Consider the following 22,198-nt stretch of genomic DNA (forward strand, 5'->3'; position numbering starts at 1 on the left):
AAAAGAAATTAAACCGCTTAAGTGGTTTTATAATTGGGAAAAAATTATAAATATGAATGTACTATTAGTTACAGATTTAAAAATACCGGCGAAACATTATGGTGGCATTGAGCGAATCATATGGTGGTTAGGTGAAGAGTTAATAAACAAAGGTCATCAAGTGAGCTTTATGGCAGCCGAAGGATCTACTTGTAGTTTTGCTAAAATGTATACATATGATTCTAAAAAAACAATTAGCGATCAACTTCCACAAGATATCGATTTAGTACATTTTCATTTTCCAATTAGTGAGGAACTGTCTATTCCATATATGGTAACTTTACATGGTAATAGTAAGCCAAACGAGAGGTATGATATTAATACGGTATTTATATCAAAAAATCATGCAGAAAGACATGGTAGTTCTGAATTTGTATATAATGGTTTAGATTTTAATGAATATGGTCCGGTTGACTGGAATGCAAAGCGGGATCATATGCTTTTTCTTGGTAAAGCGAATAGAAGTAAGAAAAATTTGAAAGGTTGTATAAAAATAGCAAAAGCACTAAATGAAAAATTAGCTGTAGTTGGTGGTCGAGGTTTACCATTTTCAAAAACTGTAAAATATAAAGGATTTCTTGGAGGTCTAGAAAAAAGTAGGGTAATTAATGAATCTAAAGCCTTACTATTTCCTGTGATTTGGCATGAGCCTTATGGTTTGGCAATTGTTGAAAGTTTGTACTTTGGAGCTCCGGTATTTGGTAGTACCTATGGTTCTTTACCGGAACTAATAACTCCAGAAGTTGGAATTACTTCTAATTCGTATAATGAATTGATAGAGGCTGCAAAGAATTATGAATCATATAATAGAAAGTATTGTCATGAATATGTTTGTGATAATTTTTCATCACAAAAAATGTGTGATGATTATCTGAATATGTATGAAAGAGTGTTAAATGGTGAAAAGTTGAATGAAAAAGAACCTATTCATCAAATGGATGTTGATATAAGACACTATCCTTTATTTGACTAAAAATGTTATGAATCCCGTCAATAAAAAAGGTTGAATTTTATAATTCAACCTTTTTTTTATTGATATCTATTAGTTAGATATATTGTTTTATGCCTTTTTCACAATAGGATAAATCTTGATTCTTGCAATCATAATACATCTTTTTATTTTTTTGTGAACTAGCTCTGGAACTTTTGGGATGCCATAAGTGATATTGTAATGCCATAAGAAGCAAAGTTCTCTTTTTTACTCCTGAGTTCATAAGGCGTTCTACCATTTCGATATCCTCATATCCCCAACCAACAAAATCTTCATTATATCCGTTGATTTTAATCATATCATTTTTCCAGTAGGCCATGTGACATCCAACATTACCTTTTCTTGAGGTGTTATTTCTTTTGTTTTTGAATAAACCAGATAAAAAGGGAAGTCTAAAAAATCTTTTTCTTTTTTTTATATTGAATATATTTAACTTAATATTCGTAGGCTCATTAATTAATTTTGCAGTTTTCGATTTTAATACAAAACAACGATTTCCACAAACGAATTGTTTTGGTTGAATAACAGTTAAGTGGTCTTCAATAAATTTAGGATGAAGCATCACATCACCATCTAATTGTAAAATATAATCAGAACTAACTTTAGCAATTGCCTTATTTAAAATTTTGCATCTTTGGAATCCATCATCTTCTTGCCATATATGTTCAATTTTACAAACTAGTTTATTTCTATAAGAATCAATAACTTTTTTTGTTTCATTTGTTGAACCATCATCACCAATAACAATTTCATTTGGCATAACAGTTTGTTGCATTATGCTACGAAATACAAGATCAAGAAATTTTGGACTATTATAGGTGGTAATAAGTAGTGATATTGTGATATTATTTTTTATCATTTTATTGAGATTTGATGCGATTTGCAATAGTTGTAATATTGTGAATGCAAATATATAATGAACTATTAATTATATTCCTTTTTCAATAAACTTTCCCCCAGTTCCAAATCCCCTTTAAAAGTAATTTTGATATTTTTTTCTTCTCCCTCCACAATAAAAATTTCTTCGGAAGGTAGGTAGTTAAGAACCACTCCACAATCGTCGCTTGCAATAAAATTAGGATCTTTTAGTGCGTTTTGGTAAGCCAATTTTATGATAGAATAGGCAAATGCCTGTGGGGTTTGCGCGCGTCTTAAATTTTGTCTTGGCGGAACCGATTCAATTGAATTATTTTTATTTAAGCAAAAAATTGTGTCGCTACTAGGAATTGCAACAGCCACCGATTTTCCATTTTGTAGCTCAGAAATCACATCAGAAATAATTCTGTTTGAAACAAATGGGCGAACTGCATCATGAAAAATAAGATAAACATTTTGATTATTTTCATAAGCTTTAATGGCCGCCATGCTAGAGTCGCTTCGTTCTTTTCCTCCGCTTAGTATGTGTTTTACTTTAGGAATATGATTAGATGTAATTAACTGGTTAATATCTATATGGTAATCAGCATTAATCACAACACAGATTTCATCAATTTGAGGATGATTTGCGAAAGCCTCAATACTATGCTGAATAATTGGTTTATTGCCAATCGATAAAAATTGCTTAGGAAGATTACTGCCCATGCGTTTACCGCTACCGCCAGCTAAAATAACAGCTACATTTTTCATTCTATTAGTTTTAATAATTTGCTAAAATAGTATAAATAATATTGTAGGAATAGAAAAAAAGAACCGTTTCAAAAGTAAATTCGAAACGGTTTATGTTTTAACAGCTGTTAAGTCAGAATTTTATCTGAAGATTTCGTAATCACCAACATCTGATAAAATTTCATATCCATCTTTGGTTACCAAAATTGTGTGTTCGAACTGTGCAGATAGTTTATTATCTATGGTTCTGGCAGTCCATCCATCATTTTCGTCAACTACGGCACGAGCTTTTCCCAGATTAATCATTGGTTCTATAGTAAAGATCATTCCTTCTTTCATTTTAGGGCCCGAGTTGCGAGGTGAAATATGCTCAACCTGAGGTTCTTCATGAAAATCGATACCTACACCATGCCCGCAAAATTCGTATACGACACTGTATTTTCGGGCTTTGGCAAATCTTCCTATCATAAAACCAATGTTTCCAAAATAATTTCCTGCTCTTACTTGCTCAATTCCCAGGTATAGTGCATGTTCAGTGTCTTCAACTAATTTCATGGCTTTATCGCCAACATCACCAATGGTGAACATTGTGCTGGTATCACCATAATATCCGTCTAAGATAGTTGTCACATCAATGTTTAAAATATCACCTTCCTTAAGAATTGTTTTTTCATCAGGAATACCATGGCAAATCACATCGTTTAAGGAAATGCAGCACGATTTTGGAAATCCATGATAATTTAAAGGTGCAGGAATTGCACCATTATCTCTAATGTATTTTTCTATTAATGTATCAAGATATAGAGTAGAAACGCCTTCTTTAACGTAGTTACTGATATATTTTAAAGTGTTTCCGGCTAATTGAGAGCTTTTTCGTATTCCTTCAATTTGTTCCGGCGTTTTGATAATAATTTTACTCATAATAACTTTCTATTCAGAAACAATTTTAATTGAGATGCAAAGGTCAACATTGAAAATGAATTTTGCAAACCAAATTAGACCTAATAAAAAAGGAAAGAATAAAGTGTAATGTTAAAAGCAATTGTAGTTTTAAACTACGATTTTATCTTACAAGTTAGCTTGATAAGATTCGTGGAAGGAAATCTTTAATTAATCTTGTTTTGGGTAGATTTGTTTAATATTTTAGATGGATAATTAAGTACGATACAATCTATGATTAAAAAAGGGTTTCTTACAATTTGTTTTTTTTTAATTCTAGTATCAGGATATTCGCAATATTTTGATACTGGTCAGGATCCTGCTTTCATTAATTGGAAACAGATTAATACCCGTCAGTTTCAAATAATTTTCCCTCAGGAATCAGAAGACAAGGCCAGATTTGTAGCTGCTATTTTCGAGGATCTATTAAATAAAGGAGGAAAAAACCTTAAACGAAAACCTAAGAAATTTTCGGTAATCCTGCATACTCATAGCGCTACTTCGAACGGAATGGTGGCCTGGGCCCCTAAACGCATGGAAATGTATGCCACCTCGCCACAAGATAATAATGCCCAATTGTGGCTTGCTCATTTGGCTACACATGAGTATCGGCATGTTGTTCAGCTCGATAAACTTGAGCAGGGTTTTACGCGAGTGTTAAATCATATTTTTGGTCAGCAGGCAACAGCAGCTGTTGTAGGTTTGTATATTCCACCCTGGTTTTTAGAGGGAGATGCTGTTTGTACAGAGACATCATTAAGCCTTTCGGGCAGAGGTCGAATGCCTTATTTTGAGCAGGAATTGAGGGCTCAATTGCTGGAGAAAGGTTTCTTTTCTTACGATAAGGCAGTAAATGGTTCCTATAAAAATTTTGTTGCCGACCGTTATAAGTTAGGTTATTATCTGGTGGGATCAGCAAGGGTGAATTATGGCGATAAATTGTGGGAGAATGCATTAAATAAAACCGCAAGAAGACCTTTTGGGATAACAAGTTTTGCTGATGGAATAAAAGATGTTGTTGAAACAAAACGAGATAGTATTTACGGATTAGTATCCGAAAAGCAAAAAGAGTTAGCACAGCAAGATGTAATAATAGAGGAGGTAGACTGGGAAGAGGTAAAAGAGAAAAATTCTTATGCCGATGGTAAGCTAATGCTTTATTTTGATGCCATGGAAGATTTGCTGGTGGAGTGGAAATTAAAAGATATCGCTACCCATAAATCGGAATATAGATTGATAAGTAAAAGGGCCGAATGTTATACGAATAAGAGATTTCCGAAACAAACAGAAGCCGGGGATATAATTTATTTGAAACAAGGTTTGTCGGATGGGCTCTATTTTGAGAAACTTATACCTGATGGGAGTGTTGAGAAATTGTTTACTCCAGGAAATTTATCTAATCTTGCTTACGATTATTGTAAGGGAAATTTGCTGTGGGCTGAATCGAAAGAACATCTGCGCTGGGAAAAGGGCGACAAGAGTATTTTGATTATTTATAATATCCTAGAAAGAAAAAGAAAAGTTATTTGTCATGATAATTCTTTATTTGCGCCGGCTTTTAATCTCAGTGGAGATAAGATTATTGCCATAGAATCGGATAATAAAGGCGATAACAAATTGGTGGTTTTGAATGCCGGTTCGGGGCTGATAACGAAAAGTATACCTGCTGGGAAACAGGAATATTTTCAGAATCCGAAGTTTATCGATGAAAATAATGTAGTATTAATTGTATTGGATAACAAGGGAAAGCATTTGGTAAAAATAAACCTTAAAAACAAGGAGAGAACACTTCTCTTTAGTTCTGCTTATGCCGATATGTCTTATCCTGTAGTTGCGGGAGACTGGGTATATTTTAACGCTACATTTACAGGTATCGATAATTTATTTGCTTTCGATCTTAAAACGAGTAAAATATTTCAGGTAACATCATCGCGATTTGGTGCCAGAGATGCTTTTCCTGCTAAGAATGATAGCCTGTATTATTCCGATTATACCTCAGATGGATATTTGTTGGTTTCTACTAAAATTGATTCTTCCAAATGGAAAGAGTGGAAAGGTGAGTTCTACAAATATCCTCTGGCAGAAAAACTATCGGCCCAGTTGGGAGAAAAATTGAAGCCAGATACTACGAAGCTTACTCGGTATCAGGTTAAAAACTATTCTAGGCTAGGTCATTTATTTAATTTTCATTCCTGGGCACCAGTATTTATCGATGGAATAGATGCTAATGCGGATATAGGAATTTCATTGGCAAGTCAAAATAAGCTAAGTACATTAATGACTACGATAGGTTATAAGCGAGAAGAAGGATTTACTAATGGTCAGTTTTATGCAAATTTGTCCTACCGGGGATGGTTTCCGATTATTGATTCCAAATTAACTGTTGGCGATAAGAGTAGTGAATATGCAAGTTTGGCAGATCGAATTTCGCCACAGCAAATTGATACTGTTCTGGTAAATACCGATTGGCGACAATGGGAGTGGGAGAACAGCATAAGCTTTCCTTTCAATATTTCCTCGGGTCAGTATTCCAGTAAAATTATTCCGAAAGTAAGCTATAATATTGCACGATTTGCTAATTTAAATACAACAGCCCTGGCAACAACACAATCTAATACATTGGGTTTAGGTAAATATAATTTTAATGATAAGTCCTTTACTCAGGAGATTATGGAGTATCAGCTGTTTGCCTATAATATTGCAAAAATGGCTCCCCGCGATGTTCAGTATCAGTGGGCACAAATAGCCGAATTTAATTACAGAAATACCCCTTTTGGTGATCGTGAACTGGGAAATACCTGGTCGGCCGAAGCTTATTTGTATTTTCCGGGTTTGGTAAAGCACCATGGTTTTAAGTTGTATGGTGGATACCAATATCAATCTTTAAATAATTCGCGATTTTCAAATTCTATTAAGAGTCCGAGAGGAATGTTTAATTTATATGGAAAACATATAGTTACTGCGGGGGCCGATTATGCTTTGCCACTCTTTTATCCCGATTGGAATTTAGGGCCATTGGCTTATTTTAAGCGTGTAAAATTGAATACTTTTGTAGATTTTGGATATCAGCAAAGAAGCTTTGAAAGTGATGAGGGAATATTCCAAATTAATGATAATTACCTATCGGGAGGAGTTGAGCTAAGAACAGATTTACATGCCTTGCGTTTTTCTGCTCCTGTTGATGTGGGGGTTCGTATTGGCTATGAGAATCAAAGCAATAGTATGTTTGCCGATTTTCTGATATCTTTTAGTTTATCTTCTTATTAATTTTAGCGTTTTATCTACAATTATAAAAGCCATAAATTCTTATCGAATTTATGGCCTTTAAGTAATCTTAAAATATTATTTTAGGCTTCTTGTTTTTTTGCGTTCATATAACGAAGGCAAATCCAGAATATTCCGGCAATAGCAATGTGTTATTTTGTAATTAATAAAAGATATTATTTTATGTCAGTTCCACAACAGTAATTTCTGGTGGCATACCTATTCTACCGGGAAAACCAATATATCCAAAACCTCTGTTTACATACAGATATTGTTTTCCTTCCTGATATAATCCGCCCCAGCGAGGATATTTGTATTGAACCGGACTCCATTTTATGCCTGCACGTTCAATTCCAAACTGCATTCCGTGAGTGTGGCCCGCAAAGGTTAAATCAATATCCGAGGTTTTTATTACCTCTTCGTCCCAATGCGATGGATCGTGACTCATTAATATCTTAAAAGGCTGATGAAGCCCTTTTGTTGCCTTTTTTAAATCGCCATGCTGAGGGAAAGGAGGTTTACCCCAGTTTTCGACTCCTACCAATGCAATATCTTCACCATGAATGCTAATATTTTCTGTTTCGTTTAATAACAAGCGAAAGCCCATTTTTTTATGAAAATGTTTTATGGCAGCAAGGTTTTTAGCTTTATCTTCAGCAGAGTTCCAGTAAGAGTAGTCTCCATAATCATGATTTCCCAGAACTGAAAATTTTCCAATTTTGGCTTTCATTTTTGATAATACAGGTGCCCATCCATCTGTTTCTTCTGCGAAATTATTTACCAAATCGCCGGTAAAAAGTATTAAATCTGCTTCTTGTTCATTTATTAATTCAACAGCTTTTTCAATTTTTTCATAATTTTTATTGAAACTGCCCAAGTGCATATCCGATATTTGAACAATTTTTAATCCTTTAAATGATTTCGGTAAGTTTGTGAATTTGATTTTTTCACGCATTACCCTAAAATTAAATTTACCTTTGGTTACTCCATAAAGTATCGATGCAAAAGGGATTGCTGCTAATATCAAACCCATTTGGTATAAAAATTCGGATCTCTCCATTTTGTTTTTCGAATTTAATTGTGGTACACTTTTATTCTTTCTCTCACTGAACCATCTTATGGTTCTCAACATCGCCCCTTGTATATCTTTTATTAAGACGAAAAGTATAAATACAAATTTTGGAATATAAAACAATGAAAAACCAGCTACCAGGTATCCGGCGTAAATGTAAGATTCTGATTGTTTTACGTGTTTTATGCCAAAAATAAACAGGCAAAATGCACTAAATATAAACATTGAAATTCCCCAGAATAATATCTTTAACGATTGTCTTGCAAATGCATATTTAATCTTTGCAATCAGAGGTTTTATGCCACGATAGGAATAAATATCCACTATCAGCATAAATAGTAGCAGAGGGATTAATAAAAAAACACTGGCTTTCATTTATTACTAATTCGGTTAATTGATTTTAATCAGTCCAAATATATAGAATAAAATACTAGTAAGTCCTTAATAATTGTTAAAAAAAAGCTATATTCAGACATCTGAAAATCAACTGGGCAATGATACGATGAAGTAGTCTAATGGTTTCAAACTAGAATTGAATATTTATTTGGATCTAATCATAAAAAAGAATTTAAAAGATTTAAAATTTGACTGTTAATAGAGATGTAAACTATATTTCACTACAAAATATTTTAAGCTATGTCAGAACATGTTCATAAATTAATTGAGAATCGGTGGAGTCCCAGAGCCTTTGCAGGCAAAGGTATTGAAAAAGAGAAAATTAAGCAGTTGTTTTTAGCGGCTTCTTACGCTCCTTCCTGTTTTAATGAACAACCATGGCGTTTTATTTATGGCACAAAAGATTATCCGGAGAGATATGAGCAGCTTTTATCTTGCTTAGTTGAGTTTAATCAGATGTGGGTAAAAACTGCCCCCATGATTATTTTGGCATTGTCTGCAAAGAATTTTGCAAGAAATAAGAAAGAAAATACCTATGCACGTTATGATCTGGGGCTAGCCATTGGAAATATGTCTTTGCAAGCAACAAGCATGGGTTTATATGTGCATCAAATGGCAGGTTTTTCGCCCGATAAAGCCAGGGAGATTTTCGAGGTGCCCGGTAATTATGATATTGTAAGTATGCTCGCTGTTGGTTACCTTGGCGATCCACTTCAGCTTCCGGAAAGTCTGCAGGAATTAGAATCATCGGAGAGAGACCGAAAAGAATTAAACACCCTTTTATTCGATGGTGATTGGAGTGTATTAGAATAGGTAAATTTTAAGATTGTTAATGAGTAATTTGTTTAAGTAATAAACCTAGATCATGAAAAAAACTGTATTTGTATTCCTTTTTGTTTGTATGTGTACTGGTTTTCTTTCGGCACAACTATTGCCCGCAAAGCTTCATGTGAAGGGAGAGAGTAAAATATTTCAAATGCCGGATATTCTAAATATTTCCATTACAATTAGCAATAAAAATTTGGAATATACGGATTGTATTGAGGATAATTTTGAAGCTGTAAATAAGCTAAAAAAAGCTTTAAAAATAGCAGCAATAGAGAGTTTAGAGATTCATGATATTGGACAAAGAGTGAATGAAGAGAAAACCTATTCGGGAGGTAAATCTGTCTCTGATGGATTTCGCGCAAGCTATAATATTAAATTACAGCTAAATTCTAAAGCCAAAATAATTCATGAGTGTTTAGAGGTTTTAAAAATTTCTGGTGTAAATATGAATTATCAGGCGGCTTATGGTTTAAGTCCCGAATTAATTAAATCAATAGAACATAAATTAATTGAAGAGGCTGTTGCCGATGCCAAAATAAAAGCAGAAGTAATTGCTGAGACCTCGGAAAATAAACTATTGCAAATTACAAATATAAATTACGGAGTTTCAGGTTTTGTGAGTGGTCCCAAGCAGTATATGACCGAAATACGAACAGCTAAAATAGGACGAACAAATAATCAGTCTTTTATGAATCCGGACCCAATAGAGCTGAGTGATAGTGTTGAAATTACTTATGCGATTGTACCTAATTAGATGGCTAAACTTTAGGGCAATTGCTTGAATTTAATATCAACTTGTTGTAACTTGATTAGAGAATTAAGGAATAATATGTATTAATTTGAAAATCATCCGTTATGAAAGCTGTTGTTATGCGAAAATATGGTGCTCCGGATGTGTTGGAGTTAATTAATCTGGACAGACCCATAATAAACAATAATCAGGTACTTGTTGAGGTATATGCTTCGTCGATAAATCCAATAGATTGGAAGATGAGGAAAGGAATGCTTAAGCTATTTATGCGTAAAAAGTTACCCTGTGTTTTGGGAGGTGATATTGCAGGTAGAATTCTTGAGGTAGGAAAAAATGTTCAGTTTTTCAGAGTTGGTGACGAGGTTTTTGGGAAAGTAGATATTCTAAAGAATGGTGCTTATGCTGAATATGTAGCTACAACAGCCGATCATTTGGCATTAAAACCACAGAAAATGAGTTTTGAACAAGCAGCAACACTTCCATTGGCTGGTTTAACAGCTCTTCAGGCTTTACGTGATATGGGAAAAATTAAGAAAGGAAAGAATGTTCTCATAAATGGATGTTCGGGTGGCGTTGGATCTTTTGCAGTACAAATAGCAAAAGCTTTTGGCAGTAATGTGGTTGGAGTCTGTAGTCCTCGGAATTTTGAATACGCAAAAGAATTAGGTGCCGATCGGTTGATTAATTATCAGAGTGAAAGTATTACAGATGAGCATAAGGAGTTTGATATTCTCTTTGATGTAATAGGGAATTTGGAGTTTGGAAAGATTAAGCATATTCTGCACCGAGGAGGTGTTTATATTACAACTTTACCTTCTTTTAATATCCTGATTTTGGGATCGATTTATAATATTATAAATTCTCGAAAAATGAAGAAGATATTTGTTCAGGAGAACAAGAAAGATTTAGAATTACTTGCCGATTTTGTAGATGCAGGTTTAATAAAAACTCATATTGATAAATCTTATGATATTGCTAATGTTGCAGAGGCACATCAATACAGCGAATCGGGCAGAGTAGTGGGAAAATTATCATTAAAAATAGCTGAATAAAGAAAAATCTTTAAATAAGAAATAATTAGAATAGTAAACCCTGGAAATAATTTTATTTACAGGGCTTATTCTATTAAATTTATGATTATTTATTTGCTTTTAATTCCGCAGCCAATTGCTTTAGTAGATGTAATTGCAGGTTTTTTATTTTGTAATAAAGCATCAATAGCATCATTAACATAACGAACAGTAACCTGCGATTCATCTTTGTAGTTGTTATCAATAGCTCCAATATATTCTACGGTATATTTTTCCTTATTCTTACTAAGAATAAAAACATGAGGGGTTTTGGTAGCTCCATATTTTCTATAAACTTCTTGTGTTTCGTCAATTACATAAGGAAATGTAAAGCCTTTTTCTTTCGATCTCTTAATCATATTTTCAAACGAATCACTTGGATATAATTCAGGATCGTTAGGATTAATAGCAATAACAGGGTATCCTTTGGTTTTGTATTTTTTATCAATTTCAATAATTCTATCTTCATAAGCAACAGAATACGGACAATGGTTACAGGTGAAAATTACAATAAAACCTTTAGCCTCTTTGTAGTCGGCCATTGAAACTTTTTTTCCGTCAATGTTTTTTAAATTGAAATCGGAGGCTGTATCACCTACCTTATAAGTCTGTGCCTGAATGGTAATAACGGATAGCAATAAGACTGCTAATGATAATAGCTTTTTCATTTTTTTAATTTTAAATTGATTAATTACTTATTTGATCGATGGTATTGGCAAGCTGGGAATAGGTAATTTTGCCGGCAAAGAATTTTTCCTTGTCTTTTTTATAGACTACTGTTGCAGGCAGTGCACCATCCCATTTTTTATTTACCTTACCAATCCAGCTGTTTGCGTCAGGATCGTCTAGAATGAGAACTTCGGCATTAATTCCTTTTTTTTCAAGGAATTTTACCAATCGTTTTTCTACATTCGATCCAAAATCCAGACTAATCAGTAATACTTTAACTTTTCTATTCTCGTATCCTTTTCTGATATGTTCAAATTCAGGAAGTTCTTCTACGCAAGGTTTACACCACATGGCCCAGAAGTTAATCACATAAGTTGTGTCGTTGCTGATATTAAATTTTGGTTCAAGTTCATCGAAATTAAGTGTTTTTATATCTTGAGAATACAAGGAACTAAAAGTTAAAATGGCAAGCGTTAGGAGAACGAATCGTTTTGTAATCATTGTGTTTTATATTAAAAGACTAATTAGTATTAAATATACTACAATTGATCGAAATAGAGATGCTTATACTGTTATTGATTTGTTAAATGAGTTTTTTGATTTATATGTAGTAATTTACTGAGGTAGCAAATTTGACAAGAAGCTTGATTATTAAAATATTTTTTTACCTTTGGTCTATAAAGAATTAAAAAATGACAAATTATACTTATACGAAACGATTTTTCTTTTTTAGCAGTAGGTGTTAGAAAAGGTTTTGTATGTGATAAAATATTTACTGAGCCTTTTTTAAGGCTCTTTTTTTTTAATATTATGCAGACTGTATTTTTCCATAGTTTCTTTTTTAGCTTTTTCTTTTTTGGTAACGAGAGAGACAGGATTCTTACAGTGTAAATTATAAAAACACATAAATGAGTCCTGTTTTAAACAGGACTTTTTTTTTGATCAAAATCTAACAATAACCAAAATAACCATGGACAAAAGAAGAATTGTTATTCAAGGAGTAGAAGGCTGTTTTCATCATATTGCGGCAAATGCATATTATGGAGAAGATGTTGAAATAATTCCCGCAGAGAATTTCGCCAAATTAATTGATCTGATAAACGATGAGGCAGTTTGCGACGGAGGAATTATGGCCATTGAAAATTCAATTGCCGGTAGCATATTGCAAAATTATGGATTGCTACAAGATTCGGGTCTGGTAATAGAAGGGGAAATTTATTTGCGAATCAAACAAAATTTAATGGCATTGCCAGGACAAAAGATTGAGGATTTAAAAGAGGTTCATTCACATCCTATGGCAATAAATCAGTGTAGAGCATTTTTTAGAGATTATCCGAATATTAGATTGGTGGAAACCGAAGATACCGCAATTAGTGCACGAAATATTCGTGAAAACGAGTGGAAAGGTATTGGTGCAATTGCCGGCGATTTACCAGCCGATTTGTATGACTTGGAAATTTTAGCAGAGCAGATTGAAAGTATTAAAAATAATCAGACTCGATTTTTTATTTTAAAACGCAAAAAAGACGTTGTTCCCAATGGTGGTTTTACCAAGGCATCGCTCTATTTTAGTACCAGTCACGAGCCTGGTAGCTTATCTTATATTCTCGATTGCTTTTCGAAGGCAAATATAAATCTATCCAAAATTCAGTCTTTGCCAATCCCTGGAATTAACTGGGAGTATTTCTTTCATGTCGATTTGGAATTTGAATTTCCCAGTCAGTTTAAAACAGTCATGAATAAAATATCAGAAACAGCAAAGGAGATGACTATATTAGGAACTTATAATCAGGGGATCGTAATAAGATAAATCATGCTTGAGATTCGTATATTCGATCAATTTGTTTGGCTAGTAGAATATCTTTGTTAGTTATTCTTCTTTTGGAGTAAGTGGTTAAAGTAATTCTAACATTTTTGTACTTATAGAGTTTAATATCAGGGTGGTGATTTGCTTTTTCGGCTTCCGAAGCAACAGAATTAATAAAATGTATGGATTGAGAAAATCCTTGAAAAATATAGTTTTTCATTAGTTTACTATCTATTTCACTCCAACCTTGTTCTAATAAAATATTCATACCTTAATTTTTTGATGTACCCTAAAGTTAAGGAAAGAAAACAGGAATGTAAATACTAAAAAAGGGCAGCAGTAAATATTGCCCTTTTAAAAAATATACGGTTACCATAGAGGTTTGGTTGATGAAATATTATAATTCTATTTTTCGATCTAACTCTTCACCTAAAATTTGTGCTCCGCTGTATAGTACCGATCTTTCTTCTGCTTCCATAAACAAGTCGAAGGGAATAGTAATATTGTAGGCTGATTGTACGATTGAGGCTATGTCATCTTTTGCACTTAAATGGTTGCGCCAGTTAACTCCGCTTTCATCTAAAAGATAGGCATATACAGGCCCGGAATAGTATGCAAAGCAATTTACAAAGGATGGTGATTTCCATAAACACTCAAGCTTTGAATGCAGATATTTTTTGAATGATTCTTTATGTCGGCAGATTTTATTTGCCGTATATTCGGCCATTCCTTCATGAATTTCAAATCGATTTTCACATCTCTTACAATTAGAGAATATCGCTCTTCTGTACTTTCTAAAACAAATGGCGTCAGTAATTGCCTGTTTTCTATTTTTACCTGCCGAATTAAGTGCTAAGTCAAGTGCTTTCCATTCAAGTTTTAACCAAACTCTTGCTTCCATCTCTTTCATGTGTTGATTTTTGTATGGAACAGGATTTAAATCTAGCTTAGGCTGCAAACAATGAAATGCTTCATGTAAAATAATACACTGTCTCTCAATTTTATTTTTAGGAAGGGGAAGAGGAATTAAGGCCCAATTTTGCTTATCGATTTTTACAGGTCCTTTTTTTATTGATATTGTTTCAGGGAGCAAACCTTTAAAAAAACCATTTTCTTTTGTCAGATTTAAAGCTGAAGAATTTCTATTGGCATAAATTGTTTTGTTTTTTTCATCAACTAATAGAATTGGAACCTCTAAACTATGTCCCCAAAGTAAGCCATTATCTTTAGAAGATACTTGCGATGTTTCTTTAAAAATAGTTCTAATTTCATTAGGAGAATAAATTTGACAGGCTCCCCATTGAATACCTAGACTAAATAAAAGTAGTGCAAGTTGTAGTTTTAGAAAATAGCGTAAAGTTTTCATACTTGCTATTATTAATCGTTTTAAAGCTATTTGCATGTGTGATGTCAATCACAAAAAAGAAGAATGATATTAGTTTCAATGTTTTATAACCATGATTTATGCCATGTATTGTTAAGTTCAGGTACTTAGTGATTTATGTATTTTTAAGATACTTAGGGGTATTAATTTATTGTAGATAATCGTACACTGGGTGTTTGTCTTTGAACACAATACATGGTTTTAGTATAGACCTGAAAATTGCATGAATTAAGATTATTCTGTATCTTAAAATATATTCATTGTTAGATATGATGTACTAAATGTGTTTTTTATATTCCATAAAAGATATTGCATGAATGAATCTTTAGAAATGGTAATGATACTTGCTGGTTTTATAATTGTTTCTGTTGCTGCCAGCAGAATAGCTAAGTATTTTCCAAAAGTAAAGTTGCCGGTAATAACTGGCTTACTTTTTATTGGGATTGTATCAGGTCCGTTTGTTTTAGATTTAGTGCCCAGGGAGGCCATACCCAAATTGTCTTTCGTAAATGAGATTTCTTTGTCGTTTATTGCATTTGCAGCAGGTGCGGAATTATATCTTAAAGAATTACAGGGGCGAATGAAAAGTATTCGATGGATGACCATTGGACAATTGGTTTTTACATTCGGAATAAGTATCGCTGTTGTTCTTCTGATTTCTGAACGCATTCAATTTATGGCAAATATGTCCTTTGAATATCAAATGGCAATAGCATTATTAATGGGGACGGTATTTGTTACGCGTTCGCCAGCTTCTGCCATAGCGGTAATTAACGAATTGCGTGCCAAAGGTCCTTTTACTCAAACCGCAATAGGTGTTACAGTAATTAAAGATGTTTTGGTTATTATTCTTTTTACCATTTGTTTTGCTGTAGCTGATGTGTTAATTACAGGTGTTCCGTTTGATATATGGTTGGTAATTATTTTAGTTGGAGAATTGTGTTTATCTGTTTTGCTGGGTTTTGTTTTGGGGCAGTTTATGATTTTAATTTTAGCCTTAAAAATAACAACTCATGTAAAAGCAGTTGTTCTTATTCTTTCAGGATATAGTATTTATTTTCTTGCATCCTTAGTACATAATAAGAGTTTACTCTGGTTTGGCTTCGATATTTACATAGAGCCTTTATTGATCTGTATTTTAGGGAGTTTTGTGGTGGTTAATTTTGGAAATAGCAGAAGAGAGTTTACTCGTATTATAGAAATGGTAGTACCTTTTATATATGTTTTGTTTTATACTTTAACAGGAGCTTCTATAAAATTAAATGTATTACCTAATGTATGGGATGTTGCCCTTTTATTTTTTATTATCAGACTTATAAGTATTGCAATTGGGGCTTATATTGGTGGGGCTTTGGGGGGGAATTCAAATCGGTACAATAGAGTGTTTTGGATGCCTTTTGTGACTCAGGCAGGTGTTGCAATTGGATTGGTATCGGTAATTGCAGCAAAATATCCAAGCTGGGGAAGTGAATTTTCTACTATTTTAATTGCAGTAATTGTTCTTAACGAAATCGTAGGACCGCCATTGTTTAAATGGTCTGTTCTTTATGTGGGTGAAAGTCATAAACAGAGAATTCTGCAGCATGAGAATAAAGTTAAAAATGCAATTATTTTTGGTTTAGAAGGGCAGTCATTGGCTCTTGCCCGCCAACTTATCGATCATGAGTGGAATGTAAAATTAGTTACCCGGGATAAAGTTAAAGCAAGTCGGGAATATAAAGGAGTTCAAGTTGTTCATATTAATGACATTTCATTGGAAGAGTTGAATGAAATTAAAGCACAGAAAGCAGATGCCTTGGTATTGTTGAACGAGGATGAAGATAATTTAAAAGTTTGTGAACTAGCTTATGAACATTTGGGTACCAGAGATATTGTTGTAAGAGTACAGGAGAGAAGTTATGTTAGAAAATTTCATGAGCTGGGAGCTCTTATTGTTGAGCCATCCACGGTTATGGTTAGCTTGTTAGATCATTTGGTTCGTTCACCGCTCGCAACTTCATTGCTTTTGGGAATGGAAGAGAATCAAGATACAATAGATTTGGAAATGCAAAATCTAGAATTGCATGATGTTGCGATTCGAGATTTGCAAATTCCTACCGATCTTATTATAATGGCTACCAAGCGCAATCAAAGTACCTTAATATCTACTGGCTTTACGCGATTGCGATTAGGTGATGTTTTAACTGTTGTTGGATCGGTAGAAAGTATTGAAAAGCTTCGATTAAAAATGAGTAATTCCAATAATGCCGATCCAGGTAAACCAATATCATTTAAAAGAAATTTATCTGATTCTGAATAATGTAGAATTACCAAGTTAGAAAAACAGTAGTCCAAAAGGCTAGAGGAACAACAGAATTCCATATTACTTCTTCGCGATGTCTGGCTCTTTTTATTCTTTCGTTTTCTGCAGTAAGTTTAAGTTGGTAAAGTGTTTGTCTGTTTTTATCTGCAATAAGCTCTCTTTCTTGTCGGATATTATTGAGATATAGAATAACTTCCTGACTTTTTGAGGGATTCGATTTCATGACCAGTAATAAATCCTGCTCCGACTCATCTAAACGGTTTACATGATAATAAGCCATTCCTCTCTGAAGCCGAGCCTCTGTGAGATATGGTTTTTTGTTTAATACATGTGTAAAATCGCTAATGGCGTTGTCATATTGTTTGACTTGCATTTTTGCATATCCGCGATCAAGAAAAATAGTCGGGTAATAAGGCATAATGTTTATTGCAGTATCCAAATAAGAAATTGCAGATTGATACTTACCTTCTAAAATTAGCATTCTTCCTTTGTCATGATAATTCATATAGCGTTCAATATTCTGTGCTTGAAGAGCTGAACATAGAAATAAGCCAAGTAGAAATATTATTTGTTTTTTCATTTTGTGAATTATTTACCTATTAAACTCAAATAATTGCACATAAATTGTACCAAATTGCATAAAAAAACCTCTAGAATTACTTCCAGAGGTTTTAATATTTATAAAAAGCAGGTTTATGATTTTTTACAACATTCTTTTTTACAATTTGCATCGCACTTTTTAGCAGTTGCTTTGCTTGTACAATCTTTTTTACAATCTGTACTGCATTTAGAATCTGCTTTTGCTGTTTTACTGCATTTTTTTGAAGAACAACAGGCTTTTTTATCTGCCTTAGCTTCTTTTGAACAGCATGCTTTTTTATCAGCCTTAGCTTCTTTAGAGCAACAGGTTTTTTCTTTCTTTTTGTCAGTTTTTTTCTGATCTTGTTTTTGAGTTAACTCTACATCGTTGCTATTAACTGTAATTACTGGCGAACTAGCAATTGTTACTGAACTGACTGCAAAAACAAGTAAAAGGCTAAATAATAATTTTTTCATGATATTTTAATTTAAAATGTTAATTAATCTGTTTTAGTGTTAATTGAATTGTGGTATAAAGAAAATAAAAGATCTTAAAGTCTGCTGTTAATGAATTGTTAATGCACACAAAGATTTTAAAAAATAAGCTACCTTTGGGTTGTTAATAATCCTATAAAACATAGTAGTTCAGCTTTTAGCAAATGAATATTTTTTTAAAAAAAGTTAAAGATTGTGCAGGTATTTACCGAACACAAATATTTGTAATTGTATCGGTAGTAATTTTAGTTTTATTACTCTTAATTCAAATTAGATGGATTAACAGAGCCAGAAGTTTGAATGACGAGCAATTTAACCACAGGGTTGGTATGGCTTTGCATGAGTCGGTTGATGAATTTATGAAAGACCGACAAAGTTGTGAAACAATGAGCGCCTATATGCACAAAAAAAAGTTTGATGCAGACGATAGTGCTCAGTTAGAGTCTGAGGTAAACCGTTTGGATTCGATCATTAGAGAACAATTTAGAAATTATCAAATTCAATCGCCCTATAATATCGAAGTATTAACAACAGCCGATGAGCAGCCTAGAAGCAAATGTTTTTACTATAGTTTAAGAAAAGCTCTTAGTCATGATAAAGCTGTGCTAAATGTATATTTTCAGAAACGGGAACAGAACCTTATGGATAGCATGGGAAGTATGTTTTTAAGTTCTATACTATTAATATTGATATTGTTTGCGTTTTTTGGAATAACTGTGTTTACATTAATTAAGGATAAAAAAATATTGGGTAGAACAACTGATTTAATAAATAATATTGCCCATGAGTTTAAAACTCCTATGGCAACTATTGCATTGGCGGGAAAAATGCTGGGTCGCGAAAAGGTTTATTCAGAAAGCAAACAGGTGGTTCATTATGCCAACATGATTTCACTAGAAAATAAGCGATTAACAAAACAAATAGATCAGTTATTAAAATTATCGTGCATAGAACGAGGTGAGTTAAATCTAAATTTAAATTCATTTTATATGCATTCAGTTATAGGGGAGTGTTTAGAAGCTTTGTTGGTTCGAATAGATGAGAGGAAGGGGCGAATAACTTTAGAAACCAATGCTACTAACGATTTAATAAAGGGTGATCCCGAATTAATTCAAAATGTAATGATTAATTTACTGGACAATGCTTTAAAATATTCGAAGGAAAAACCTGAAATTAGAATTGAAACAAAAAATTTAAATGGTAATCTTCTTCTAAGCGTATCCGATAAGGGAATAGGAATGGCAAAAGATGAGCAAAAACATATTTTCGACCGATATTATCGTGCTCCAACGGGAGATAGACACGATGTAAAAGGTTTTGGCATTGGATTATCATATTCAAGAATGATCGTTGATGCTCATAAAGGCTCCATAAATGTTTGGAGTAAACGAAATATTGGAAGTATATTTACTGTTATTCTACCTCAAGCATAATTTATAATGAGTACAAGTTTAGAAAAAAATATTCTTTTGGTCGAGGACGATATAAACCTTGGCAAAATATTAAAAGACTTCCTCGAAATGGAAGGATTTTTAATTACCCTTGCCCGAGATGGGGAAGAAGGATTTGAAGAATTTACTAAATCAGGTTTTAACTTATGTCTTTTAGATGTAATGCTACCAAAAATGGATGGTTTTTCGTTAGGTCAGAAGATTAGAAAAATAAATCAGGATATCCCTATTATTTTTTTAACGGCAAAATCGCTAAAAGAGGATAAGTTAAAAGGATTTGATTTGGGAGGAGATGATTACATCACCAAACCTTTTGATGAGGAAGAATTGGTGCGAAGAATTAAAGCAGTATTAAGACGTTCGAATTTGGAAAAGTCTGCGGTCGAAATGCAATTTAAGCTGGGTAATTTTGAGTACAATCATATTAATCTAACTTTAACTATTCAAGGGAAAGAATCTCGAATAACACAAAAAGAAGGAGAGGTTTTGTATTTACTTTTGCAAAGTAAAAATAATGTTCTTCGAAGAGAGGATATTTTGGTTAAAGTTTGGGGCGAGAATGATTACTTTATGGGACGAAGCCTTGATGTTTTTATCACTAAATTACGAAAACATTTAAAACCAGATCCGCAAGTTAAAATTGAGAATGTTCATGGTGTAGGTTTTATTCTTTCAGACGACAATTAATTGTTTATTTTGGTATCGTATAAAGCCGAAAAATTGTAATTTTGAGTTTTTCAATATAAAAATACAATATTGGCATGAGTATATCTCAGAGAATAAACGAAATACAGGAATCTATTCCTCAACATGTAAAATTGGTTGCTGTTTCAAAAACCAAGCCCAATAAAGATATAATGGAAGCTTATGAGGGTGGATATAGAATTTTTGGGGAGAATAAGCCTCAGGAATTAGTGCAAAAATATACAGACTTACCCAAAGATATTCAATGGCATTTTATTGGTCATTTACAGACAAATAAAGTTAAATATATTGCTCCTTTTGTAAGTTTAATTCATGCTGTTGATAGTATTAAATTGTTAAAAGAAATTAATAAGCAGGCTAAAAAAAATAATAGAACTATTGATTGCTTGTTGCAATTTCATATCGCCGCAGAGCAAACTAAATTTGGTTTAACTCTCGAAGAAGCTCAGGAAATAGTAAATTCTGATGATTTTAAATTACTGGAGAACATTCAAATTACTGGTGTAATGGGAATGGCCACTTTTACTCCTGACAAAACCCAGGTAAAAAAGGAATTTACCAATCTAAAATCTATTTTCGAGGAGCTAAAACTTAAGAATTTTCCACTAAGTACTTGTTTTAAGGAAATATCCATGGGAATGTCGGGTGATTATAAAATTGCTATTGAAACAGGAAGTACTATGATTAGAGTAGGGAGTACTATTTTTGGTGCTCGTGAATTATTTAAGAAGTAATAATTGAAACTAATTATAGACAATAGTGATTCTATATTTAAATCATTATATTTGCTTGTCAACGTTTGAAATACTATAAAATTTAAAATACTATGATAAATCTTGAAACCACTTATATGGGATTAAAATTAAAAAATCCCGTAATTGTTAGTAGTTCAGGTCTTACTAATTCGGTAAGAAAAATTAAAATAATTGAAGAAAAAGGAGCCGGAGCTGTTGTTCTTAAATCATTGTTCGAAGAGCAAATTACTAACGAAGCACATCACCTTATCGGTAAAGATTCTGTTAATGTAGATTATCCTGAAGCGGAAGATTATATTAAAAACTATGTGAAAGGCAATTCGGTATCAAATTATCTTACTTTAATAAAGGAAGCAAAAGAGGCGGTTTCTATTCCTGTTATTGCTAGTATTAATTGTGTTTCCTCTTCGGATTGGACCCATTTTGCGAAAGAAATTGAAAAAGCTGGTGCTGATGCAATAGAATTAAATGTATTTATTGTGCCCAACGACAGAAATACAAGCTCGACTGATTATGAGCAGCTCTATTTCGATATTTTTACTGCCGTTAAAAAGGAAGTAAGCATACCTGTATCGATGAAATTAGGAATTTATTTTACTAATTTATTATCGGTAGCAAATCGATTGAATGCTGAAGGAGCCGATTCTTTAGTTTTATTCAATAGATTTTACGAGCCTGATATTAATATAGAAGATATGAAAATTACAAGTGCTGAAGTGTTAAGTTCGGCTAGTGATATTCGTAGATCTCTTCGCTGGGTTGGAATGTTATCTGATAAAATTAAAGGAATTGATATTGCTGCTTCAACAGGTATTCATAGTGGAGAAGCTGCTATTAAACAATTACTTGCAGGAGCAAATGCAGTTCAAATTTGTTCTACTGTGTATGAGCATGGTTTCGATCAAATTACTAAAATTTTAGAAGAAATTTCTGCCTGGATGAGCAAGAAAGAATTCAAAAAAGTAGACGATTTCAGGGGAAAATTGAGTTATGGAAATATTCCAGATTCAGCTTTGTATGAAAGAGCACAATTCATGAAATATTTTTCGAACAATTCGAAAGATGTTATAATGTAAAAATAGAAAAGGCTGAATCG

21 protein-coding genes are annotated in these 22,198 nt (G+C 32.9%); 11 read left to right on the forward strand and 10 right to left on the reverse strand.

Annotation, left to right across the window (positions count from 1 at the left end):
* Window positions 1-52: 52 nt before the first annotated feature.
* Window positions 53-1,012, forward strand: coding sequence for a glycosyltransferase (locus ACT3CE_RS06165; RefSeq protein ID WP_444708885.1), 960 nt, complete (start codon window positions 53-55; stop codon window positions 1,010-1,012).
* A 73-nt stretch (window positions 1,013-1,085) separates the two neighbouring features.
* On the opposite strand, the gene ACT3CE_RS06170 is transcribed toward ACT3CE_RS06165, so the two are convergent.
* The 3 genes from ACT3CE_RS06170 to map all read right to left on the reverse strand — a co-directional run bounded on the left by ACT3CE_RS06170 (window position 1,086) and on the right by map (window position 3,556).
* The gene (locus ACT3CE_RS06170; protein WP_444708886.1) at window positions 1,086-1,889 is read right to left on the reverse strand and encodes a glycosyltransferase family 2 protein; all 804 of its coding nucleotides are present in this window, start codon (window positions 1,887-1,889) and stop codon (window positions 1,086-1,088) included.
* A 65-nt stretch (window positions 1,890-1,954) separates the two neighbouring features.
* Window positions 1,955-2,656 carry a 2-C-methyl-D-erythritol 4-phosphate cytidylyltransferase gene (gene ispD, locus ACT3CE_RS06175; RefSeq protein WP_444708887.1) on the reverse strand — a complete coding sequence of 234 codons (702 nt, stop codon included), beginning with the start codon at window positions 2,654-2,656 and terminating at the stop codon, window positions 1,955-1,957.
* Between the two features lie 120 nt (window positions 2,657-2,776).
* Window positions 2,777-3,556: a type I methionyl aminopeptidase gene (map, locus tag ACT3CE_RS06180; protein WP_444708888.1), complete on the reverse strand. Its 780-nt coding sequence runs from the start codon at window positions 3,554-3,556 to the stop codon at window positions 2,777-2,779.
* Between the two features lie 252 nt (window positions 3,557-3,808).
* Between map and ACT3CE_RS06185 the strand changes: the two genes are divergently transcribed.
* Entirely contained in the window at window positions 3,809-6,841 is a 3,033-nt protein-coding gene (locus ACT3CE_RS06185) for a hypothetical protein (RefSeq protein ID WP_444708889.1), read from the forward strand.
* A 178-nt stretch (window positions 6,842-7,019) separates the two neighbouring features.
* Here ACT3CE_RS06185 and ACT3CE_RS06190 read toward each other — a convergent pair whose 3' ends face one another.
* Window positions 7,020-7,898: a metallophosphoesterase gene (locus ACT3CE_RS06190; RefSeq protein WP_444708890.1), complete on the reverse strand. Its 879-nt coding sequence runs from the start codon at window positions 7,896-7,898 to the stop codon at window positions 7,020-7,022.
* A 648-nt stretch (window positions 7,899-8,546) separates the two neighbouring features.
* Between ACT3CE_RS06190 and ACT3CE_RS06195 the strand changes: the two genes are divergently transcribed.
* The 3 genes from ACT3CE_RS06195 (at window position 8,547) to ACT3CE_RS06205 (ending at window position 10,937) form a co-directional block, all read left to right on the forward strand.
* On the forward strand, window positions 8,547-9,119 hold the full coding sequence (locus ACT3CE_RS06195) for a nitroreductase family protein (RefSeq protein ID WP_444708891.1): 573 nt from the start codon (window positions 8,547-8,549) through the stop codon (window positions 9,117-9,119).
* 52 nt (window positions 9,120-9,171) lie between these two features.
* Window positions 9,172-9,888 carry an SIMPL domain-containing protein gene (locus ACT3CE_RS06200; protein ID WP_444708892.1) on the forward strand — a complete coding sequence of 239 codons (717 nt, stop codon included), beginning with the start codon at window positions 9,172-9,174 and terminating at the stop codon, window positions 9,886-9,888.
* 101 nt (window positions 9,889-9,989) lie between these two features.
* On the forward strand, window positions 9,990-10,937 hold the full coding sequence (locus ACT3CE_RS06205; RefSeq protein ID WP_444708893.1) for an NAD(P)-dependent alcohol dehydrogenase: 948 nt from the start codon (window positions 9,990-9,992) through the stop codon (window positions 10,935-10,937).
* 89 nt (window positions 10,938-11,026) lie between these two features.
* Here the strand turns inward: ACT3CE_RS06205 and ACT3CE_RS06210 are convergent, their stop codons facing one another.
* Window positions 11,027-11,623 carry a thioredoxin family protein gene (locus tag ACT3CE_RS06210; RefSeq protein WP_444708894.1) on the reverse strand — a complete coding sequence of 199 codons (597 nt, stop codon included), beginning with the start codon at window positions 11,621-11,623 and terminating at the stop codon, window positions 11,027-11,029.
* A 19-nt stretch (window positions 11,624-11,642) separates the two neighbouring features.
* Window positions 11,643-12,125, reverse strand: coding sequence for a TlpA disulfide reductase family protein (locus ACT3CE_RS06215; RefSeq protein ID WP_444708895.1), 483 nt, complete (start codon window positions 12,123-12,125; stop codon window positions 11,643-11,645).
* 469 nt (window positions 12,126-12,594) lie between these two features.
* Here ACT3CE_RS06215 and ACT3CE_RS06220 point away from each other — a divergent pair, with 469 nt between their 5' ends.
* The gene (locus tag ACT3CE_RS06220; protein ID WP_444708896.1) at window positions 12,595-13,434 is read left to right on the forward strand and encodes a prephenate dehydratase; all 840 of its coding nucleotides are present in this window, start codon (window positions 12,595-12,597) and stop codon (window positions 13,432-13,434) included.
* A gap of 1 nt (window position 13,435) precedes the next feature.
* On the opposite strand, the gene ACT3CE_RS06225 is transcribed toward ACT3CE_RS06220, so the two are convergent.
* Together ACT3CE_RS06225 and ACT3CE_RS06230 are read right to left on the reverse strand one after the other, a co-directional pair.
* Window positions 13,436-13,699: a 4a-hydroxytetrahydrobiopterin dehydratase gene (locus ACT3CE_RS06225; RefSeq protein WP_444708897.1), complete on the reverse strand. Its 264-nt coding sequence runs from the start codon at window positions 13,697-13,699 to the stop codon at window positions 13,436-13,438.
* 129 nt (window positions 13,700-13,828) lie between these two features.
* Entirely contained in the window at window positions 13,829-14,797 is a 969-nt protein-coding gene (locus ACT3CE_RS06230; RefSeq protein ID WP_444708898.1) for a hypothetical protein, read from the reverse strand.
* 331 nt (window positions 14,798-15,128) lie between these two features.
* Between ACT3CE_RS06230 and ACT3CE_RS06235 the strand changes: the two genes are divergently transcribed.
* Complete coding sequence (locus ACT3CE_RS06235; protein ID WP_444708899.1) at window positions 15,129-17,114, forward strand: monovalent cation:proton antiporter family protein; 1,986 nt, start codon at window positions 15,129-15,131, stop codon at window positions 17,112-17,114.
* Between the two features lie 7 nt (window positions 17,115-17,121).
* Here ACT3CE_RS06235 and ACT3CE_RS06240 read toward each other — a convergent pair whose 3' ends face one another.
* A complete protein-coding gene (locus ACT3CE_RS06240; protein WP_444708900.1) occupies window positions 17,122-17,697 on the reverse strand; it encodes a tetratricopeptide repeat protein in 576 nt (191 codons plus the stop codon).
* Window positions 17,698-17,810: 113 nt separating this feature from the next.
* Window positions 17,811-18,173 (reverse strand): hypothetical protein, encoded by a 363-nt coding sequence (locus ACT3CE_RS06245; RefSeq protein ID WP_444708901.1) that lies wholly within the window; start codon window positions 18,171-18,173, stop codon window positions 17,811-17,813.
* Window positions 18,174-18,355: 182 nt separating this feature from the next.
* Here ACT3CE_RS06245 and ACT3CE_RS06250 point away from each other — a divergent pair, with 182 nt between their 5' ends.
* The 4 genes from ACT3CE_RS06250 to ACT3CE_RS06265 all read left to right on the forward strand — a co-directional run bounded on the left by ACT3CE_RS06250 (window position 18,356) and on the right by ACT3CE_RS06265 (window position 22,178).
* A complete protein-coding gene (locus ACT3CE_RS06250; protein WP_444708902.1) occupies window positions 18,356-19,624 on the forward strand; it encodes a sensor histidine kinase in 1,269 nt (422 codons plus the stop codon).
* A gap of 6 nt (window positions 19,625-19,630) precedes the next feature.
* The gene (locus tag ACT3CE_RS06255) at window positions 19,631-20,329 is read left to right on the forward strand and encodes a response regulator transcription factor (RefSeq protein ID WP_444708903.1); all 699 of its coding nucleotides are present in this window, start codon (window positions 19,631-19,633) and stop codon (window positions 20,327-20,329) included.
* 74 nt (window positions 20,330-20,403) lie between these two features.
* Complete coding sequence (locus tag ACT3CE_RS06260; RefSeq protein ID WP_444708904.1) at window positions 20,404-21,081, forward strand: YggS family pyridoxal phosphate-dependent enzyme; 678 nt, start codon at window positions 20,404-20,406, stop codon at window positions 21,079-21,081.
* Window positions 21,082-21,173: 92 nt separating this feature from the next.
* The gene (locus tag ACT3CE_RS06265) at window positions 21,174-22,178 is read left to right on the forward strand and encodes a dihydroorotate dehydrogenase-like protein (protein WP_444708905.1); all 1,005 of its coding nucleotides are present in this window, start codon (window positions 21,174-21,176) and stop codon (window positions 22,176-22,178) included.
* Window positions 22,179-22,198: the final 20 nt, after the last annotated feature.

It is taken from the genome of Marinifilum sp. RC60d5, from assembly GCF_052400665.1.
In the GTDB taxonomy this organism is placed as follows: domain Bacteria; phylum Bacteroidota; class Bacteroidia; order Bacteroidales; family Marinifilaceae; genus JBQTGK01.

Coding starts and splice junctions, on each gene's coding strand:
- ACT3CE_RS06165 (WP_444708885.1), top strand. CDS start 53: ATGAATGTACTATTAGTTACAGATTTAAAAATACCGGCGAAACATTAT.
- ACT3CE_RS06170 (WP_444708886.1), bottom strand. CDS start 1,889: ATGATAAAAAATAATATCACAATATCACTACTTATTACCACCTATAAT.
- ispD (WP_444708887.1), bottom strand. CDS start 2,656: ATGAAAAATGTAGCTGTTATTTTAGCTGGCGGTAGCGGTAAACGCATG.
- map (WP_444708888.1), bottom strand. CDS start 3,556: ATGAGTAAAATTATTATCAAAACGCCGGAACAAATTGAAGGAATACGA.
- ACT3CE_RS06185 (WP_444708889.1), top strand. CDS start 3,809: ATGATTAAAAAAGGGTTTCTTACAATTTGTTTTTTTTTAATTCTAGTA.
- ACT3CE_RS06190 (WP_444708890.1), bottom strand. CDS start 7,898: ATGGAGAGATCCGAATTTTTATACCAAATGGGTTTGATATTAGCAGCA.
- ACT3CE_RS06195 (WP_444708891.1), top strand. CDS start 8,547: ATGTCAGAACATGTTCATAAATTAATTGAGAATCGGTGGAGTCCCAGA.
- ACT3CE_RS06200 (WP_444708892.1), top strand. CDS start 9,172: ATGAAAAAAACTGTATTTGTATTCCTTTTTGTTTGTATGTGTACTGGT.
- ACT3CE_RS06205 (WP_444708893.1), top strand. CDS start 9,990: ATGAAAGCTGTTGTTATGCGAAAATATGGTGCTCCGGATGTGTTGGAG.
- ACT3CE_RS06210 (WP_444708894.1), bottom strand. CDS start 11,623: ATGAAAAAGCTATTATCATTAGCAGTCTTATTGCTATCCGTTATTACC.
- ACT3CE_RS06215 (WP_444708895.1), bottom strand. CDS start 12,125: ATGATTACAAAACGATTCGTTCTCCTAACGCTTGCCATTTTAACTTTT.
- ACT3CE_RS06220 (WP_444708896.1), top strand. CDS start 12,595: ATGGACAAAAGAAGAATTGTTATTCAAGGAGTAGAAGGCTGTTTTCAT.
- ACT3CE_RS06225 (WP_444708897.1), bottom strand. CDS start 13,699: ATGAATATTTTATTAGAACAAGGTTGGAGTGAAATAGATAGTAAACTA.
- ACT3CE_RS06230 (WP_444708898.1), bottom strand. CDS start 14,797: ATGAAAACTTTACGCTATTTTCTAAAACTACAACTTGCACTACTTTTA.
- ACT3CE_RS06235 (WP_444708899.1), top strand. CDS start 15,129: ATGAATGAATCTTTAGAAATGGTAATGATACTTGCTGGTTTTATAATT.
- ACT3CE_RS06240 (WP_444708900.1), bottom strand. CDS start 17,697: ATGAAAAAACAAATAATATTTCTACTTGGCTTATTTCTATGTTCAGCT.
- ACT3CE_RS06245 (WP_444708901.1), bottom strand. CDS start 18,173: ATGAAAAAATTATTATTTAGCCTTTTACTTGTTTTTGCAGTCAGTTCA.
- ACT3CE_RS06250 (WP_444708902.1), top strand. CDS start 18,356: ATGAATATTTTTTTAAAAAAAGTTAAAGATTGTGCAGGTATTTACCGA.
- ACT3CE_RS06255 (WP_444708903.1), top strand. CDS start 19,631: ATGAGTACAAGTTTAGAAAAAAATATTCTTTTGGTCGAGGACGATATA.
- ACT3CE_RS06260 (WP_444708904.1), top strand. CDS start 20,404: ATGAGTATATCTCAGAGAATAAACGAAATACAGGAATCTATTCCTCAA.
- ACT3CE_RS06265 (WP_444708905.1), top strand. CDS start 21,174: ATGATAAATCTTGAAACCACTTATATGGGATTAAAATTAAAAAATCCC.